The following is a 15,576-nucleotide window of genomic DNA, read 5'->3' as shown; positions in this document are numbered from 1 at the left end:
CAAAGCTTATTTACCGGGCTTTCTTCCCCAAAATTTAGATAATAAACCAGCTAAACTTAAATTGATTACCGACCTCATCAAACACAGGGAGTAAAAAAAACTACATCCGAAAATAACCATCCCCAAACCATACCTCAAAAAAAGATGATTGAGATCCTTTACAAAAAAACTTAAAAGACAAAAAGCACAAGTAAAAATAAAAATCTTTACTGCCCTGGTTTTAAAAACAATATGATATACTTTTTTCATAATGCCGCACATCAGTAATAAATGACATACAGCAACAATAATAGACGATATGCCCAATCCCGTTAATCCCCAATAATAATAAGCAACCAAATTAAAAACTATTGAAAGGACATTCATAATGGTTGTTGTATAAACAAAAATCGATGACTTCTGTTTAGCCAACAAAATCATACCCATTGTATTTGAATAAATAGTAATCAATATACTGAAAATCGCATATTGAATATATTCCATGGATTGCAAAAACATTTCCGTATATAAAATCCTGATAAATAATGGCATAGCAAACATAAACAAGACAACCAAAGGCCCCATCAAAAGTAACCCAACCTCCGCCTGTCTGTTCACTTCAATCACCAATGCCTGATTATCCGAATGTATAGCAGATATTCGCGGATAGTAATCAGTTGTCAAAGCAGTTGTTATAATACCAAAATAAGCAACCACAATTGTACTGCCTGCCTGAAATATTCCTACTTCATCCAATCCTGACTGATGGCTAATAAAAGCACGAATAATAAAATCGGACAACATGCCAAATAAAGACAAATACATAAATGCCAGTCCCATCTTTATCATCCCCTTGCCATCCGTAAAAACTGTCCTGTTCTCCATCACCAACCTCACATAATTCACTTTACGGACATAAAGCCACGCTATCAACGCAGAAAAACCGGCTGCCAAAATCAATGAAGGAACAATACCTGCAAATCCCCAAAAATAGTACAGGGGTACAGATATTAATAATCCCAGCGAACTTCCATACACGGAAGCTTTTGCCAAATCCCGCAACCGCCTCATTCCTTTTAATATAGCTAACTCACCTTCACTAACAATAGAAAGAAATACAGCCATGGATAAAAAAATAAAGGCAACGATATGGTCACGGTTATTAAACGAAACATCGCTTAATACTCTGGCAAATACGATCGTTACTACAGCCCCCAGCAAAGCTGTAAACCAGACAATTTTTTTGGTAACGGTTATAATCCGATTTAATTTTTCAATCTCACAAGTCGCATTTGCCTCAGCAACATCCCTCACTGCACTCTGGGGAATTCCTAAACCAGCTACTGTCCTTAACATATTGACCGCTGAATTATAGAGACTGATCACTCCCATACCCTCCGTCCCCAACAATATCGCAACAGCCTTATTAATAGCAGCTTTCATCACAATATTAAAAACCTGCACAAATCCAAACAGAAAAGTGGATTTAAAAATAGACCTATATGAACTCTCATTACTCTGCATCTGTTCTCCTCAGATACTTGCAAAAAAACAAATACATGTCATCCACCGTCTTATTCAACGGATAATTCTTCCCCATATAACTATAACTACCAATAATAACCGGCTGGGGTACAACATTGTGTCCCCCGACCTCATCCGTATCAATAACAATAATTTCCGAACCTTTCTTATTCATAATGTCCGCAAACTGAACAGCTATATCATAAGACACAAAACGATCCCTTTTCGGCTGAATGATCAAATAGGGACATCTATAGGGTACCTCCGAATGCGTATTATATACATACGGATCATATTTCCCAACTTTATCTTTTTCATAAGAACCTGATTTCATCCCAAACAAACGAATAAGACCTGTCTTATACCCCAGTTTTTCCCAGACATTTTTTTCTATACTGATCAAAGGACATAATCCCCCTTGCGCCAGAATAGGAATAGAGGTATGATTCACTAAACTGGAAGCCGTAAGCCCCCCGTTTGAATTACAATATACCACACATCCGGAAAAGTCAATATTATTAAAATGTTCTTTAATATAATCATAAGCTTTAATAACAGAACGGACAGAAACCGGATTACCCAAACATCGGGTATGATCCACCTGCAAACGTTCAGAATAGGATTCAGGCATTCCGGCAGTACACAATACGGCACATCCTCTGGATACAAAATATCTTGTAAAATCATTATTTTCCGGTTCACTCCCCGAACTGCTTACCGTCCCACCCCCGCTATGGCAATAGATAACAAGAGGAATATCCTGCATGATCCGATTATTTTCCGGTAACATCAACACACACCAGTCCGGCTCAACATTATAACCACCACGTCCATTCGGATCAGTTTCAACATCAACCTGAAATCTCACTATATTTTCATCCCATAGTGAACCTTTATCCCCATCATGACATCCGGAAGTTGACAAAGTCAATAACAAAAACAGCTCCCCCCAGAAAATTGTAATACAGTATTTCATTTATTATAAAACATCAAAAATAATACTCAGTTATAACAACAACGATTTCAGCCGTTCCCTCAAAGCTGTATAATCCTCCTTCAATTCTGCCGGACAACCGACAACAGTCCGGCCGGCCGGCACATCTTTATTCACCATCGCAGCCGTTCCTACAAGTGCTTCCTCATGAACAACCACTTTATTCAAAACCACTGCTTGCGGAGCTACATAAACAGAATCCTCCAAAGAAGATGACCCCATCAAACGTACCCCGGCAGTTAAAATACAATTGCGCCCGACCACACAATTGTGGGCGATATAACAAAAATTATCAATCATACAATGATCACCAATAGTCACAGCCCCTTCAAAAAGTGCATTAGCGACAGTCACCTGGTCACCAATATGAACATCACGACCGATAACCGTACCTCCGGCATGTTTCACTTTATAAGGTACTTTACAATGATCCCTCAACACCTGAAATCCCTCACACCCAATCACACAGTGACAGCCAATGACCGAATAGTCACCTATCACAGTATTTGGCTTCACAACCGTATACGGCCCTATCGAAACACCGTCACCAATAACAACAGGTCCTTCAATTACCACCGAAGGATGAATATCACATCCCCGGCCTACCTGGACAGAGTCGCCCGGTAATCTATAAAAATCAGTCTGTTCCAAAAGGACATGATGGATCTGATAAAATAACTCTTCAGGAAACGAAGAAAGAATATAACTAAACCGTTCTCCGGTAAGCGTCTTATACAAATCCGGAGTAATTATTAATGCCTGAACAACCGGATTATTTCTTGCTTTCTCAATGAAACCAACAGAAGCAACATAAGACAGCACCGAGTTATAAACTGAACTCCGGTTACACAAACCCAACCCTTGAATAACGACATCCTCCCCGATGAAATCGGTATCCGCCAATTTGGCAATCTCAGACAACCGGGCTGATCTGCTATTCATTACCACATCTTTTAAACCACCAGCCACAAGGCAAAGCAACAAAATGGGAATGAAACTCCCGAACCCCCGGATATACTCCCTGCTCTCCGAAAACACTGTAATAACTATTAGGCAGATGAACTCCTGAACAAGAATACCCCCTTGCTTTAAAATCTTTCAAAGTGGCAGCTTTATCTTTGGCCAATATTCCAAAAACCCAATAATTAGGATTTATATTTTCTGTATCTAAAAAACATAAACCCGGCATTTTATCTGACAAAACAACTTGCCAATCAAACGCGTTTTGCCTTTGCTTTTCCAGCAACTCATCCAATTGCCCCACCTGCAAACAACCAATATAGGAAGCAACTTCATTCATAGTAACCCCATATCCGGGAAAGGATACATCACTGTTTGGATTGATTTCACCGGCAGCGTCACGGAAAGTTGAGCGATCGACTCCCAAATCCCTTATTCGTATAGCCTTCTGCACATGTTCCTTACATCTGAAAATCACAGCTCCCCCATCTATGGTATTTGGTAAACGGACAGTCTGAAACGACAATAAAGTGGCATCGGCTTCCAGCGTACCCAGTAGCTTTCCTTTATAATGCGCACCGAAAGCTTCAATACAATCATCAATCACAAACAACCCTTTTCTCCGGCCTATTTCATTTATCTCATCAATATACCCCGGATAACCGCAATGATGATTGTGAAATATAGCCTTAGTCGCAGGTGAAATTTTTCCTTCCACGCTTTCAGGGCACAACGTTCCCCGCTTGGGATCAACATCTGCCCAGACAACTTTCGCCCCGTAAGAAAGCAAAGGCATAGTGGAAGCCAGACAGGATTGCGGCGAAGCAATGATTTCATCCCCCCTTTTAACTCCCAAAGCCGCCAGCATGACATGTATTGCAGCCGTAAAACTATTTACAGTCACAGGTACTTGCAGACAATGTAAATACTTCTGTAAAGCATCTTCAAAACTCCTCCCCCATTTGCCATAAGCCAACGCTCCGCTATGCAAAATTTCTTCCAGACAGGGCAATTCATCCGGCATATAAGGTTTATACAATGGAATCATCACCACCCCCTCTTTATACAACTGACAATTCTTTCCCTCTCTTCTCCACTAACCCACCAACCGCAGGGAATATGAATCAAACGGGAATAAAATTCCTCCAATCCCGGCAACTCCCGGCGGGAAGCAGCAAAAATACTGTGCGTATCATTCCGGTGATGAAGAGGGGATACAGTTATTCCCTCAGACTCCATCATCTTTATAAAATCCTCCCGGCGTTCCACTTTCATCGTGTACAGCCAGTAAGAAGCTTCTGTATTTTTAGAATACTCAACCAGTTCAACTCCTGAAATATTTTTCAAATGTTCATCATAATACTTTCCATTTGAAATAAACCGGCCTAAAACCTCCTCCAGATACCTCATCTGCACCAGACCAATCGTTGCAGTTACATTATTCATCCCGTATTTAAACCCAACTTCCTGAATATCATTCTCCAAACGGGACTTTGTTTTATCCAGTCCAAACCATCTTTTCAACCGCGCCTTCTCATAATCCTTCTGATTTCCGACACACAAAAAACCACCGTCAACTGTCGTCACATGCTTAATTGCCTGCAAAGAAAATAAAGTATAAGGAGAATTACTGCCTATCAATTGCCCGTTAAATTTAGCTCCCAAAGCATGGGCGGCATCTTCTATTACTGGAATCTTAAAATCATGGGCAATCCGGTTGAATTCCTCCATATCACACACCATTCCGGCATAATGCACAACAACAATAGCCTTTGTTCTCTCATTAATAAGCGAACGAACCGAAAAAGGATCCAACAAACCATTCCGCGGATTCACATCCCCCCAAACAACCCTGGCTCCGGTCATGGCAATCGCCGTATTCGTTGGTTCTGCTGTCATCGCCGTACTGATAACTTCATCTCCGGGCTTCACTCCGGCCAGTAACAAAGCCAGATGAAGCGCATCTGTCCCCGCATGAACTGCCAGCGAAAAAGGATTCCCTATAAATTTACTAAACTGAGCTTCAAATTGATATACAGCCTCTCCCTCTGCGATATAACCACTGTAAAGGATTTTCTCCAATTCAGGCATCAAAACTTCACGCTCGGGAATATACGGTTTAACTAATGGAATCATCATAATCCTTTTCAGTAATTTTTTAATTCATCCCGGACATAATCCAGGGATAACAACAACTGTTTTAACTCATCGACTGATAATCTCCTCGTATTGGCGGAATTATACTCATCTTCAATCAATTTCGGACCATCCTTTTGTATATATTTTGTATAATTCAAATCCCTGAAATCCGCAGGGACACGATAAAAATCACCCAAATCGAAAGCTTTGGACATCTCTTCCTTGGTACACAGTGTCTCATACATCTTCTCACCATGCCGGGCACCGATTATTTTTATTTCATTATTGGCATGAAACAATTCACGGACAGCTGTTGCCAAATCGATTATTGTAGCCGCAGGTGCTTTCTGGACAAACAAATCTCCTGGTTCCGCATGTTCAAATGCGTATAACACCAAATTAACCGCATCATCCAAAGACATCATAAAACGGGTCATCTCAGGAATCGTTACCGTCATAGGCACACCCTCTTTGATCTGCTTAATAAATAAAGGAATAATAGAGCCCCTGGAACACATCACATTGCCATAACGAGTAGCACAAATCACCCCTCCATTTTGCATCACCCTGGAATCCCGTGCTTTAGAAACTGCCAGTTTCTCCATCAGAGCCTTTGTCATTCCCATAGCATTAATTGGATAAGCTGCTTTATCAGTACTTAAAACCACCACCTTCTTCACATTATTCCTGGCAGCAGCCTCCAATACATTTTCCGCTCCATATAAATTGGTCCGTATCGCCTGCATAGGATAAAATTCACAAGAAGGCACCTGTTTTAAAGCTGCCGCATGAAAAACATAATCCACACCTAACATGGCATTATTGATCGAATCAAAGTCCCGGACATTACCAATGATAAAATTCAACCTATCATTTTTATATTCGATACGCATATCTTCCTGTTTCTTCTCATCACGGCTAAAAATCCGGATTTCTTTTAAATCCGAATTTAAAAAATGTTTCAAAACAGCATTACCAAACGAACCGGTTCCTCCGGTAATCATCAACACTTTATTTTTAAACATATTGGATTGTATTTATTATTCTTTTACATGCTTCCCCGTCTCCATAAGGATTTACAGCTTTGCTCATCCGATCATAATATTCCGGTTCATCTAATAAAGCAGAAACCTCATTGACTATTTTATGATAATCTGTGCCAACCAATTTAACCGTCCCCGCCTCCAAAGCCTCCGGTCGTTCAGTTGTATTGCGCATAACTAACACAGGCTTACCCAATCCCGGAGCTTCTTCCTGAATACCACCGCTGTCTGTCAATACAATTGTACTTTTCTCCATCAGATAGATAAAAGAAAGATATTCCAAAGGTTCGATAAAAAACATATTGGACAGTCGGGCAGCACCGAAGACTTCATAGATTGGTTGCCGCACATTGGGATTCAGATGCATCGGATAAACGAAATCCACCTGAGGATATTTTTCGGTTAAAGTTTTAATAGCTTGACACATGTGAATGAATCCATTCCCAAAATTCTCCCGACGGTGTCCTGTAATTAAAACAAGACTCCGATCCTCATTCAAACGTTTCACATTATATCCGGCTTTTTTCAGAGAAACTTCCAGCTGTATATCCAAAGACTTATCATGTTTGATTTTGTCCACAACCATATATAAAGCATCGATCACCGTATTACCGGTCACTGTAATCGCTTCTTCTTTTATCCCTTCGTCCAATAAATTCTGACGGCTCAGTGGTGTGGGAGAGAAATGGTAGCTGGCAATACGACCGGTAATCAACCGATTCATTTCTTCCGGCCAGGGACTGTATATATTATGTGTACGCAAACCCGCCTCTACATGTCCTACCGGAATTTGCTGATAGAATGCAGCCAAAGCTGCCGAAGTCGAGGTAGTGGTATCCCCATGTACAAGAACTATATCAGGCTGCGTTCCTTTCAATACATCCCGCATCCCCGTCAACACCCGGGCAGTAACATCATACAAATCCTGACCTTGTTTCATAATATTCAAGTCATAATCAGGAACAATCTCAAATAACTGAAGTACCTGATCCAACATCTCACGATGCTGCCCTGTTACACATACAATAGTCTGGAATTGCTCAGGATATTTCTGGAATTCTTTTACCAGCGGTGCCATTTTAATGGCTTCAGGACGAGTCCCGAAAACAAGCATTACTTTTTTCACAACCGGATCAATTCTTCTTGTAAATACCACAAAAATCCAATATTACTTTATCATCCCGATAAGGAAGTGTCTTAAACTCTTTATGTGCTACCAAAAATACCACAATATCTGCCTTCTCATAAGCTTCAGCATAGTCCGCCAGCTTAAACACTTTATGTTCAGACACATTGGGCTCCACCACTAAAATATCGGCGTTATTACAGCTCTGCAATACTTTTGTCGTAATATATTTCGCTGGAGATTCACGAAGATCATCGATATTGGGTTTGAAGGCAAGTCCCATCATTGCGACAATCGGTTGACGATGATGAACCAATTCAAACTTCAACATCTCGTTTTGTACTTTTTCTGCACACCAAAACGATTTATAGTTATTAATCTCACGAGCTTTAGATATAATCTGGGATTCCATCGGAAAATCCGCCGTAATAAAATAAGGATCGACAGCTATGCAATGGCCCCCCACTCCACATCCCGGCTGTAGAATGTTGACACGCGGATGTTTATTCGCCAACTCAATTAATTCCCATACGTTAATCCCAGCTTTGTCACAAATCAATGACAATTCATTTGCAAAAGCAATTTGTACATCCCGGGAAGAATTCTCCGTTAATTTACACATTTCGGCCGTACGACTATTTGTTCGATGCAATTTTCCCTGTACAAATTGACTGTAGAATGCAATTGCCTTTTCAGTAGATTCAGGATTTATACCACCAATTACCCGATCATTATGCACCAGTTCATATATTACATTTCCAGGCAAAACACGCTCCGGACAGTAAGCAATATAAATATTCCCTTCCAATTCAGGACGCTCATCAAAAATAAGTTTTGTCATCATTTCCGTCGTTCCTATCGGAGAAGTCGACTCTATAACAAATAAATCTCCCACTTTCAAAAAAGGGATAACAACACGAGTAGCAGCCTCGACATAGGATATATCCGGTTCATGATTCCCTTTAAAAGGAGTAGGCACAACTATAAAGTAAGCCTCGCTGATCTCCGGCTTCACAGCAGCTTTCATCTGGCCGGAAGAGATCACTTCCTCCAGATAAGCTTCCAAGCCAGGCTCTACGATATGTAATTTCCCTTGATTAGTCATCTCTACAACTTGGGGATTAATGTCTACCCCAATCACTTCTATACCGTGTTTAGCAGCAATTATAGCTGTAGGCAGGCCTATATAACCCAATCCCATAAAGCATGCTTTCATTGTTATCAGATTTTAAACAAGAATTATTAACGACTATTTTAGATGAAGGTACCTCCAAAATGCCAATAAAAAGAGTTCAATTAAATCAGAATTTAATTAAACCAGTTCCCATTACATATAGGATATTAAACAAAACTCCCTGATCTGTTATCGGATCAGGGAGTTTTGTTTAATATGAGATAAAAAACGATTGGAATGCAATTTTTACATAGAATATTATGTGATTTGCATAATTCGGATAATATAATTATATTTGTATAAAAATGGAGTTATGAGGAAAATAGTGAACCCTTTTATTGTGACGGGGAAAATCGATCCGGCCTATTTTTGTGATCGGGAAGAAGAATCGGCCCGTTTGATCCGGTCGTTGGATAACGGGAATAATTTGGTGATTATTTCCCCGAGAAGGATGGGAAAGACGGGATTAATTCAGTTTTGTTATGAAAAACCGGAATGGAAAAAAACGTACTACACTTTTTTCATCGACATCTTACATACTTCCAGTCTGAGGGAGTTTACCTATACGCTGGGGAAAGAGATTTATGAAACGTTGCTGCCCCGGAGTAAAAGAATGACTCAACTTTTTATGCAGACACTGAAATCAATTAGCGGGAAATTCGGTTTCGATCCGCTGTCGAATACCCCGACTTTTAGTTTGGAGTTAGGGGATATCGACCGACCCGAATATACGTTGGATGAAATTTTCGTTTATCTTGCCAAAGCCGATAAACCCTGTATTATTGCCATCGACGAATTTCAGCAGATCGCTAAATATCCGGAAAAGAATATCGAGGCTTTGTTGCGGACACATATTCAAAAAATAAATAATTGCCATTTCATTTTTGCAGGAAGTGAACGGCATATGATGCAAAATATGTTCGTATCTGCTTCACGTCCATTTTACCATAGTGCAGATATGCTCGAACTAAGTGCTATCCCCGACGAGAAATATATTCCCTTCATTGTCGGTAATTTCAATAAATTCGGAAAATCTATTTCCGAAGACACGGCCAAACGGGTATACGCCTTGTTTCAGGGGCATACTTATTATATTCAAAAAACTTTTAATGAAGGTTTTGCAGATACTGAAAACAATAAGGAGTGTACGATTAGTATTCTTCAACAAAGTATCGATAGGCTACTAAGTGACAACGACACCATATTCCGGGAAATCCTTTCCCATATACCGGAACGTCAGAAAGAAGTGTTGTACGCCATTGCAAAAGATGGAGAAGCCCGTCAAGTCACTTCTTCTGCTTTTATTAAACGTCATCGGCTGGCTTCGGCCAGCGCTGTACAATCGGCTATAAAGAAGTTGCTGGATAAAGATTTTATCACAGAAATCAATAAGACGTATTCTCTCACAGACCGTCTTTTTGCTTTGTGGATAAAAACGGTTTACGGAACCGGTTTCCGGTTATAAACAAAACGAGGGTGTCCAAAAAGGCAAAATACCCCCTTGTAGAATCGGATATTTGATTTCAGTCTCCAATAGGGATACGAATAAATCGAGGGTGCCAAATACTTTTTGGACACCCTCGTTGGAAGTGAATTAGGGGCACCTCTATCGGTTAGCAGAATTACAAAAGTGACAAAGGTTACAGAAGTCAGACTGAACCACTGTAACCTTTGTCACTTTTGAAACCGTAATAATTCTTTTAATCAATCGGTTTCAATTTCTAAATTTCTGAATTTGTTATTTTATTATCCCTTGACGCAGTTTCTTGTTCGATTTTTTGAATGAAATCAGATTTCACTTCCTGCAAATTTTTTCCTCCATAGGTCAGGGATTTTTCACCGACCCGCACAATACCGAAAATCATCTTTTCTTCCTCGTCATACTCCTCATAACCCTGATAACCTTTGTATTTCAAACCGCATAAGAAATCAAGCAAATAGGCAAAACGGCCTTGACGTGCCGCCCGGTATGGCCGGACCACAAAACCTCTACCCGGGGAGAAACTCATCAACTGCTCGCTGCCGTCCGGTACAAGCAGGACAAACTGATTTTCACCACAAACCTCATCGTATGCCTTCATCGTCACCACCAGCCCATCGTTCCACATGCCCAGGACATACATCTCGAAAGCCCCCAGATCCGCGGTCGCCTGAACGGTATCCGAACCATCACAAACCAGGGTATAATTCCCCAGGCAAAAACGATCATAACAAACAGAAAACTCTTTCATTGCCGATCATTACTTATTTAATTTTTCTACAAAGCTCGCCGGAATATTAACCATGGCACACCCCAGCATATCAATACGTACCAACACCTTCGTTACTCCCTTGTGTCTGATCAGTTCACCTTCCATCCCCCTCAGCGAACCTTTCACCACCCTGACCAAATCACCGGCCTTTATATTTTCATTGGTCATTTCCACCGCTTCCTCAGAGAAATCCAACAAAAAACGGAAGTCCTCCATCTGCTTATCCGGAATCACAGCAGCCCCCGCCTCTCCCTTCAGCCTCAGAAAAGCCACCACCCCTTTCGTCTGCAGCACCTTCACCTGCTCCTGACGGCCTACCCGCACAAAAACCAACCCCGCAATCACCGGCACCACCACCCGCGACTTCCGGTACGTCCACTGCCTCAACACCGTCTGTACCGGCAAAAAACACTCCACACCCAGCTCCTCCAACCGGTCACGCACCTTCTTCTCCGCACGGGAGGCGGTGAAGACAGCGTGCCAATGAACCGTTTCCGTTTTTTGCCTATCTATTGCCATACATCCTTTCATAGTATCCCTGATAATCTCCGCTCGTCACCTGATCCAGCCACTCCTGATTATCCAGATACCATTTCACCGTTTTCTCTATACCCTCCTCGAACTGTAAAGAAGGTTCCCAGCCCAATTCATTTTTCAGTTTCGTCGAATCGATAGCATAGCGCAAATCATGTCCGGCCCGGTCTGTCACGTATGTGATCAGCTTCTCCGATGCTCCTTCAGGGCGTCCCAGTAAGCGATCTACCGTCTTGATCAGAACCCGGATCAAATCGATATTTTTCCATTCGTTAAAGCCACCGATATTATATGTTTCGGCAACCTTTCCATTATGGAAAATAAGATCGATGGCCCGGGCATGATCCACCACATACAACCAGTCACGCACATTTTCCCCCTTTCCGTAAACGGGCAAAGGTTTATTGTGACGGATATTATTGATAAACAAAGGGATTAGTTTTTCCGGGAATTGGTAAGGACCGTAGTTATTACTGCAATTGGTTACAAGGGTAGGCATACCGAAGGTATCATGAAAGGCTCTCACGAAATGATCGGAAGAAGCTTTCGAAGCCGAGTAGGGGGAATGCGGATCATATTTCGTGGTCTCCGTAAAAAAGGTGCCGTCAAACTTCAGGGCCCCGTACACCTCATCGGTAGAGATATGATAGAAACGTTTCCCGTCATATTGTCCGTCCCAGCTTACTTTAGCGGCTTGCAACAAAGACAGGGTCCCCATCACATTCGTCTGAGCAAAGGTAAACGGATCTTTGATCGAACGGTCTACATGGCTTTCCGCTGCCAGATGGATCACTCCGTCGATACTGTGCTGCCGGAACAATTCCAGTATCTTTTCAAAATCACAGATATCTGCTTTTACAAAAGTATAATTCGGCTGCTGTTCGATGTCTGCCAGATTGGCCAGATTCCCCGCATAAGTCAGCTTATCCAGATTAATGATATGATATTCCGGATATTTCGTCACAAACAGACGCACTACATGCGAGCCGATAAAACCGGCACCACCGGTAATCAATATATTCCTTTTAAAATCCATTATTTCCGTTTTAATTCATTTATACATTTCACAAGTGAATCCTTCCAGTAAGGAATGGTACAATCAAAATCCCGTTTCACTTTTGTTTTATCCAGCACTGAGAAAGCCGGACGTTTTACTTTACCCGGAAACTCATCCGAATGGCACGGCCGGATGTCACAAGTATTTCCCGATAAAGCAACGATCTCTTTAGCAAAATCATACCACGAACACACGCCCTCATTGGAAAAATGGTAAATTCCCTGATGTTGCCTGTATTTTCCTGTTTCAAGGACATGAACGATCAAAGCGGCCAGGTCGGCGGCATAAGTCGGCGTTCCCACCTGGTCAAATACGACATTCAACTGCTCCCTTTCCACTGTCAAACGCTGTATGGTCTTTACAAAATTATTCCCGAAAGCAGAATACAGCCAGCCGCCTCATCTCATTCCCCAACTGTCCGTTGGCTCCGGTCACCAATATCCTATTCATAGAGATTCACATTATAGTCAAACCAATCACAGGCATCTTTCAGGCATGGATGGTGTCTGTCCTTTTCAGAAAGGATCACCTTAGCGGCCGGAATCCGCCAGTCGATTCCCAAATCCGGATCGTCCCAGGCCAAAGCCCCCTCACTTTCCGGTGCATAAAAATTATCGCATTTATACTGGAAAACAGCTTCCGTACTCAATACCGCAAACCCATGGGCAAATCCCCGCGGAATGAAAAACTGCCGTTTATTCTCCTCCGTTAATTCAACGGAAACATACTTCCCGAACGTAGGTGATCCCTTCCGGATATCCACCGCTACATCCAGTACACGACCTTTCACCACCCGCACCAGTTTGGATTGGGCATACGGAGGTTTCTGGAAATGCAACCCCCTCACCACACCGTAACACGATTTCGACTCATTATCCTGGACAAAAACGGTTTTACATACCTGCCGTTCGAAATCCCGCTGTGAAAACGACTCAAAAAAATAGCCGCGTTCATCACCGAAAATACGGGGTTGCACGATGACAACACCCGGTATACAGGTTTCAATCAGTTCCATATTTTAATTGATAATATCACACAATGTGTTTCAAGAAAAAACAACCTGCCAGGGAATAATACCTTTAAAGTTCTATCAGAGCTACTACCTTATCAATAAAATGCTTAGTTGGCCTCATCATTGAATCAACATCCTCTTTCGAAAAATCGAAAAAATCATTATAGTCACCTTTAGAACGCCAATTCAATAATTTCGCATACACGCGAAATTCATCTACAGAAAAAATCCCGGTTCTTACCATATTTTCTGAAAATTGTCCAATTACGCCGGAATGGGATTTTGCAATAATATGTTTATAAAGCAATAAAGCGGAAGCAGAATAAAAACAAGCATAGTATAAACGGTTTATCACAGAATTCCACTGTGCGGCATCATACAATACGCATGCTGCCTTATAAACCTCCAGAGATTTTTCCAGTCTATAACGGACATAAGCAAGCATACTATCGTCACATTCTGTCATAACAAAACAGCCTCAGATTGTACACTTTGATAAAAAGGAGTAATGGCATGACGCGAATGCCAGTCTTTCATTCCGTAGGCAAACAACTGAATGACCTGCCCGGTCTTCACCATCAACTCACAAATATGATCCATGAAACGCTCTTCTTCTTTAAAAGACAATGTATCCTTCTGCGAAAGCACCAGGATATCCCAATCAGAATCCTCCCGGGCTTCTCCCCGTACCCGTGACCCATACAACCAAACCTGTGCCGTAGCATCCACCTCGTGCACATTCTGCTTGATCAACTCCAGCATTGTTTTATAAGCCACTTTCATATTCTGATTCTTTTTAGCAAAAATAGCAAATTCCCGGGCAAAGCCCAAACGATTTTTATTTTTTCTCCTTTCTGGCAAATTCAGCCGCCAATTTCAGAAGATATTGTCCATATTGATTTTTAATCATAGGTTGTGCCAGTTCCCGCATTTTCTCCGGTGTAATCCAGCCTTGCCGCAAAGCAATCCCTTCCAGACAGGCAAGTTTCAACCCCTGCCGTTTTTCAATCACCTCCACAAAAGTCGACGCCTCACTCAATGAATCATGCGTTCCGGTATCCAGCCACGCAAATCCCCGGCCCAGCAACTGCACTTTCAACTCCTGATCCTGCAGGAAACGCTGGTTCACCGTTGTAATCTCCAGTTCTCCGCGTGCCGACGGCTTGATATGCTTCGCCACATCCACCACCTTATTGGGATAAAAATACAACCCCACCACTGCATAATTGGATTTCGGCTGTGCAGGTTTCTCTTCGATACTCAACACATTCCCTTCCTTGTCGAACTCCGCCACACCATACCGTTCCGGGTCATTCACCCAATAACCGAAAACCGTCGCCTTTTGTTCTTCCTCTGCCGTCCTCACCGCCTCCAGCAGCATCCGTGTAAAACTCTGACCATAAAATATATTATCGCCCAGTACCAGACAAGCCGAATCTTCCCCAATAAATTTCTCCCCGATGATAAACGCCTGTGCCAGCCCGTCCGGACTCGGCTGCTCCGCATACTCGAAACGCACCCCGTAATCCGATCCGTCCCCCAGCAACCGCCGGAATCCGGGTAAATCCTGAGGGGTTGAAATAATCAATATCTCCCGAATCCCTGCCAACATCAGCACCGACACCGGATAATAAATCATCGGCTTATCGAAAATGGGTAGCAATTGCTTGCTCACCCCTTTCGTAATAGGATAAAGCCGCGTACCGGAACCTCCGGCAAGCACTATACCTTTCATAAATAAAAAATTTTGTGATTATGTATTTCTATCGAAAAGATTTTCTC

The 15,576-nt window shown here is 42.0% G+C and carries 16 protein-coding genes and 1 pseudogene; 1 reads left to right on the top strand and 16 read right to left on the bottom strand.

Annotation, left to right across the window (positions count from 1 at the left end; translation table 11 throughout):
• Positions 1-6: 6 nt before the first annotated feature.
• Genes ODOSP_RS15220 through wecC form a run of 8 tightly spaced genes read right to left on the bottom strand, consistent with a single transcriptional unit; the run spans position 7 to position 8,981 of the window.
• A complete protein-coding gene (locus ODOSP_RS15220; protein WP_013613188.1) occupies positions 7-1,503 on the bottom strand; it encodes an O-antigen translocase in 1,497 nt (498 codons plus the stop codon).
• Positions 1,493-2,479, bottom strand: coding sequence for an alpha/beta hydrolase family protein (locus ODOSP_RS15215; RefSeq protein WP_087395570.1), 987 nt, complete (start codon positions 2,477-2,479; stop codon positions 1,493-1,495). The genes ODOSP_RS15220 and ODOSP_RS15215 overlap by 11 nt, the downstream gene beginning before the upstream one ends.
• 30 nt (positions 2,480-2,509) lie before the next feature.
• Positions 2,510-3,439: an LbetaH domain-containing protein gene (locus ODOSP_RS15210; RefSeq protein WP_013613187.1), complete on the bottom strand. Its 930-nt coding sequence runs from the start codon at positions 3,437-3,439 to the stop codon at positions 2,510-2,512.
• Positions 3,432-4,505: a DegT/DnrJ/EryC1/StrS family aminotransferase gene (locus tag ODOSP_RS15205; protein WP_013613186.1), complete on the bottom strand. Its 1,074-nt coding sequence runs from the start codon at positions 4,503-4,505 to the stop codon at positions 3,432-3,434. Before ODOSP_RS15205 ends, ODOSP_RS15210 begins: the two co-directional genes overlap by 8 nt.
• The gene (locus tag ODOSP_RS15200; protein ID WP_013613185.1) at positions 4,505-5,596 is read right to left on the bottom strand and encodes a DegT/DnrJ/EryC1/StrS family aminotransferase; all 1,092 of its coding nucleotides are present in this window, start codon (positions 5,594-5,596) and stop codon (positions 4,505-4,507) included. The genes ODOSP_RS15205 and ODOSP_RS15200 overlap by 1 nt, the downstream gene beginning before the upstream one ends.
• A gap of 8 nt (positions 5,597-5,604) precedes the next feature.
• Entirely contained in the window at positions 5,605-6,621 is a 1,017-nt protein-coding gene (locus ODOSP_RS15195; protein WP_013613184.1) for a polysaccharide biosynthesis protein, read from the bottom strand.
• Positions 6,614-7,765, bottom strand: a complete 1,152-nt coding sequence (gene wecB / locus ODOSP_RS15190) for a non-hydrolyzing UDP-N-acetylglucosamine 2-epimerase (protein WP_041557520.1) — start codon at positions 7,763-7,765, stop codon at positions 6,614-6,616. Before wecB ends, ODOSP_RS15195 begins: the two co-directional genes overlap by 8 nt.
• Before the next feature lie 7 nt (positions 7,766-7,772).
• Positions 7,773-8,981, bottom strand: coding sequence for a UDP-N-acetyl-D-mannosamine dehydrogenase (wecC, locus tag ODOSP_RS15185; protein ID WP_013613182.1), 1,209 nt, complete (start codon positions 8,979-8,981; stop codon positions 7,773-7,775).
• Positions 8,982-9,252: 271 nt separating this feature from the next.
• Between wecC and ODOSP_RS15180 the strand changes: the two genes are divergently transcribed.
• Positions 9,253-10,404: an AAA family ATPase gene (locus ODOSP_RS15180; protein ID WP_013613181.1), complete on the top strand. Its 1,152-nt coding sequence runs from the start codon at positions 9,253-9,255 to the stop codon at positions 10,402-10,404.
• Positions 10,405-10,660: 256 nt separating this feature from the next.
• Here the strand turns inward: ODOSP_RS15180 and ODOSP_RS15175 are convergent, their stop codons facing one another.
• From ODOSP_RS15175 to rfbA, 8 genes and pseudogenes are all read right to left on the bottom strand, one after another.
• Complete coding sequence (locus ODOSP_RS15175; RefSeq protein WP_013613180.1) at positions 10,661-11,170, bottom strand: hypothetical protein; 510 nt, start codon at positions 11,168-11,170, stop codon at positions 10,661-10,663.
• 9 nt (positions 11,171-11,179) lie between these two features.
• A complete protein-coding gene (locus ODOSP_RS15170; protein ID WP_013613179.1) occupies positions 11,180-11,710 on the bottom strand; it encodes a UpxY family transcription antiterminator in 531 nt (176 codons plus the stop codon).
• The gene (rfbB, locus tag ODOSP_RS15165; protein WP_013613178.1) at positions 11,697-12,761 is read right to left on the bottom strand and encodes a dTDP-glucose 4,6-dehydratase; all 1,065 of its coding nucleotides are present in this window, start codon (positions 12,759-12,761) and stop codon (positions 11,697-11,699) included. Before rfbB ends, ODOSP_RS15170 begins: the two co-directional genes overlap by 14 nt.
• A pseudogene (locus ODOSP_RS15160) lies at positions 12,761-13,174 on the bottom strand (SDR family oxidoreductase); the annotation flags it as partial. The pseudogene ODOSP_RS15160 and the gene rfbB, both read right to left, overlap by 1 nt.
• 50 nt (positions 13,175-13,224) lie before the next feature.
• Positions 13,225-13,797 (bottom strand): dTDP-4-dehydrorhamnose 3,5-epimerase, encoded by a 573-nt coding sequence (gene rfbC / locus ODOSP_RS15155; protein WP_013613177.1) that lies wholly within the window; start codon positions 13,795-13,797, stop codon positions 13,225-13,227.
• Positions 13,798-13,861: 64 nt separating this feature from the next.
• Positions 13,862-14,260, bottom strand: coding sequence for a HEPN domain-containing protein (locus tag ODOSP_RS15150; protein WP_013613176.1), 399 nt, complete (start codon positions 14,258-14,260; stop codon positions 13,862-13,864).
• Entirely contained in the window at positions 14,257-14,577 is a 321-nt protein-coding gene (locus ODOSP_RS15145) for a nucleotidyltransferase domain-containing protein (protein ID WP_013613175.1), read from the bottom strand. Before ODOSP_RS15145 ends, ODOSP_RS15150 begins: the two co-directional genes overlap by 4 nt.
• A 55-nt stretch (positions 14,578-14,632) precedes the next feature.
• Positions 14,633-15,529: a glucose-1-phosphate thymidylyltransferase RfbA gene (gene rfbA / locus ODOSP_RS15140; RefSeq protein WP_013613174.1), complete on the bottom strand. Its 897-nt coding sequence runs from the start codon at positions 15,527-15,529 to the stop codon at positions 14,633-14,635.
• Positions 15,530-15,576 lie beyond the last annotated feature (47 nt).

Origin of the sequence: Odoribacter splanchnicus DSM 20712 (assembly GCF_000190535.1) — a bacterium.
Classification (GTDB): domain Bacteria; phylum Bacteroidota; class Bacteroidia; order Bacteroidales; family Marinifilaceae; genus Odoribacter; species Odoribacter splanchnicus.
The sequence above is the reverse complement of the archived record's forward strand: the minus strand, read 5'-3'. Positions and strand labels throughout refer to the sequence as shown.